The 2637-nt window shown below is 61.9% G+C and carries 5 protein-coding genes; 1 reads left to right on the top strand and 4 read right to left on the bottom strand.

What is annotated here, in order from left to right; all coding sequences use genetic code 11:
• Positions 1-81: 81 nt before the first annotated feature.
• The 4 genes from RGQ15_RS22335 to RGQ15_RS22350 all read right to left on the bottom strand — a co-directional run bounded on the left by RGQ15_RS22335 (position 82) and on the right by RGQ15_RS22350 (position 1871).
• A complete protein-coding gene (locus RGQ15_RS22335) occupies positions 82-291 on the bottom strand; it encodes a hypothetical protein (protein ID WP_311163114.1) in 210 nt (69 codons plus the stop codon).
• 32 nt (positions 292-323) lie between these two features.
• Complete coding sequence (locus RGQ15_RS22340) at positions 324-908, bottom strand: carboxypeptidase (protein ID WP_311163115.1); 585 nt, start codon at positions 906-908, stop codon at positions 324-326.
• Complete coding sequence (locus RGQ15_RS22345) at positions 905-1135, bottom strand: hypothetical protein (protein WP_311163116.1); 231 nt, start codon at positions 1133-1135, stop codon at positions 905-907. Before RGQ15_RS22345 ends, RGQ15_RS22340 begins: the two co-directional genes overlap by 4 nt.
• A gap of 541 nt (positions 1136-1676) precedes the next feature.
• Positions 1677-1871 carry a helix-turn-helix transcriptional regulator gene (locus tag RGQ15_RS22350; RefSeq protein ID WP_311163117.1) on the bottom strand — a complete coding sequence of 65 codons (195 nt, stop codon included), beginning with the start codon at positions 1869-1871 and terminating at the stop codon, positions 1677-1679.
• Between the two features lie 124 nt (positions 1872-1995).
• Between RGQ15_RS22350 and RGQ15_RS22355 the strand changes: the two genes are divergently transcribed.
• Positions 1996-2637, top strand: a 642-nt coding sequence (locus RGQ15_RS22355; RefSeq protein WP_311163118.1) for a tyrosine-type recombinase/integrase, incomplete at its 3' end; no start/stop codon positions are given.

Here is a 2637-nt window from a genome sequence, read left to right on the forward strand (position 1 = left end):
GGGTGTCATTAATCGCCCAAGCCCTTGCTCTCGCAAGAAACAGGGGGGCGAATGCCTCTGCCAGCATCGCCCCCATACTCGTTACCGCACAAGCCCCCGCTTCCGAGGAGCCGGTTCGCCCCAGGCGGCAAGCAGACGCGCCCCCGCCTGGCACATCACATGATCAGCCGGAAACTCCAGGACATGACGACGCGCCGTCACCAGAACAGCGTTCAGCTGTTCCAGCTCCTCGGGAGTCATCGCCCCCCGATCGCGGCGCAATACCGCAAGGCTGATCCGTTTCCGTCCCATGAGGTAATAATATCACAAGCCTGTTGCAGGTTTCAGACGCCATAACCCGCCGCCCATTCCTCCAGCCGGGAAACCCGAACCGCCAGAGGCCGGCCGATCGGAACATCCCATTGCTCGCCATAGCCGACCGCCTGCAGCGCCTGGTCATAGTCCTCGGCAATCCGGGCTATGTCCTCGGCATGGTCGGTCGGGTTCACGATCGCCCGCGCGCCCTCGAAATCCGAATGCTGCAGGTCAATGTAATCCCCGAGCTGATGACCCGTGAACCAGCCCTCCTGCATCCCGAGCACAATGACCCGCGCCGCAATGAAAGGCTCCAGCGCCCGATCCGGATTGTCCAGGAGCGAACCGCCAAGCCCGAGCTTGCTGTCGGCCCTCTCGTAATTCTCCTTCCAGGTCAGCTGGACGAACCCGCGCCCATACCAGGGATAATAATCCAGGTTATCCGCCCGCCACTCCTCGCTCAGCCAATAGGCCTCGATCACCGGCTCCATCGTCCAGGCCGTCTCCCACAGCCCCGTTGCCAGCACATAGGCCAGCTCATTGCGCAGGAGCCCCTTCGCCCGGCCGGCAAGCATCAGCATCGGCGTATGGCCGAGCATCAGATCAACGCTCATTGCCGCTCCTCCCGCTTGCCAAGGTCCATGACCTTTGCCACCTGCGTCACCCGGAAATGCTCATGGATCCAGAGCTCGATCATTGACCCCAGCTCCCGCATCAGCGCGTCCATCGCGTCCTGCATCGCCTTGCCGCTCCTGGCAGTCCCCAGGATCTCCGCAGGAACCCCGATCACCACCCCGAAGCCCTCGCGCGTCAATTCGCCCTCCATCTGAACCGCAATCATGCGTTTCTCAGCCCTGTCACCTTTTTCCACAGCCTAATCCTCTGTTTTTTCTGGGGTTTCAGATTAGGTGACACACATGGTGTCACCCTTAACCTTTTTCTTTCCATTGATAATTCTTAGTGGTCAGAAATCGGGGAGCCGGATTCACGGGGGGCCGTAAATCCGTCCCCCGTCATTTTCCCGGCAAATTGGCGGGGGACGGCATTTCAGGCCCCCGCCTGGGCTCAGCCCAGCGATCCCAACTCACCCCAAGCACCTTACCGCGCCAGAACCCATTTGCCGCGCGCAGCTGCCTGACCACCAACGCGCCGCTGGCCTCACACTCGGCCATTGCCTTGCGAAATCGGTCCCGTGACCACCCGGTATCCGCCCGCACCCTCGACGCGTAGAAGGTCCAGCCCTCGTCAAACGTCTCGATGTATGACAAGAGAAACCGTGCGTCTGTCGAAAGCTTAGGATCCCGAAGCATTGCGTAGGGGACCAGCACATAGGGGACGCGGGCGCGCGTCCCCTTTACTCCAAACACTTCCTGTTGCATCGCTCAGCCCGCCCGCCGGTAGCCGCTATCAACCCACCTCACCACATCCTCGGGCCGGTAGCGCACCGCGCCGGTCGGAAGCTTGATGGATTGCGGCCCGCGCCCCTGGGCCCGCCAGTTGCGAACCGTCGACTCGGCAACGCCCAATCGATTCGCGACCTCTTTCTCGTCCCATAGGATTTTCGCACTGTCTGCCATGTCGTAACCCTTTGTTTTTTCACAAAGTGTATTCGCATGATCTATGCGAATACACATTTGATAGATAACACTATTTTTGATGTTATTCTACCCGATATGCATGTATATGTCGGGAAGAACGCTGATGAAGACCTTCCGAGACCTCGTGACCGCATTGGAACGACGCCGCGCAAAGCTCGCGCCCATATCACCCGCCACACGCTACCGAACCGCTGCCGTCCTCCGCGAAATAGGATCGCTGTCCTTGACTGCCGATGTTGATGATTACCTCGACTGGATCGCCCGCCTGCAGGCCAAGAGTGCAGCACCCGCCACCGTGTCCGGCCGCATCGTCACCGCGCTCGGCATCGCCCGCGAAGCCCGCGCCGTCCTGCGCGACAAGATCCCGCCCCACCAGGTGCCCGTGGAACAGCTCGAAATCGTCCGGGACTTCGCCCGCCGCCACCATGTCAGCGGCCCCAGCCAGCCGCGCCACCGCGCCGCCACACCCTCCGAAATCCATACCCTGATCCGCGCAGCTCAGGAGCGACGGGGCGAAATCCGCATGGAACTGATCATCCCCTTCGCGATCGCCACCGCCCTGCGCCGGTCGGAAATCTGCCGCATCACCTGGGCAGACTTCGACCCCGTGACCTCAACCCTCTTGGTGCGCCGCCGGAAGCACCCGAAGAACCCCACCGATCAGCGTGTCCCCCTCAGCCCGGCCGCGCTGGCCATCCTGCGCGAACTCGGCCCTGGCCATCCCGCCAGCCGGATATTCCCATAC

Origin of the sequence: Paracoccus sp. MBLB3053 (genome assembly GCF_031822435.1) — a bacterium.
Classification (GTDB): Bacteria; Pseudomonadota; Alphaproteobacteria; order Rhodobacterales; family Rhodobacteraceae; genus Paracoccus; species Paracoccus aurantius.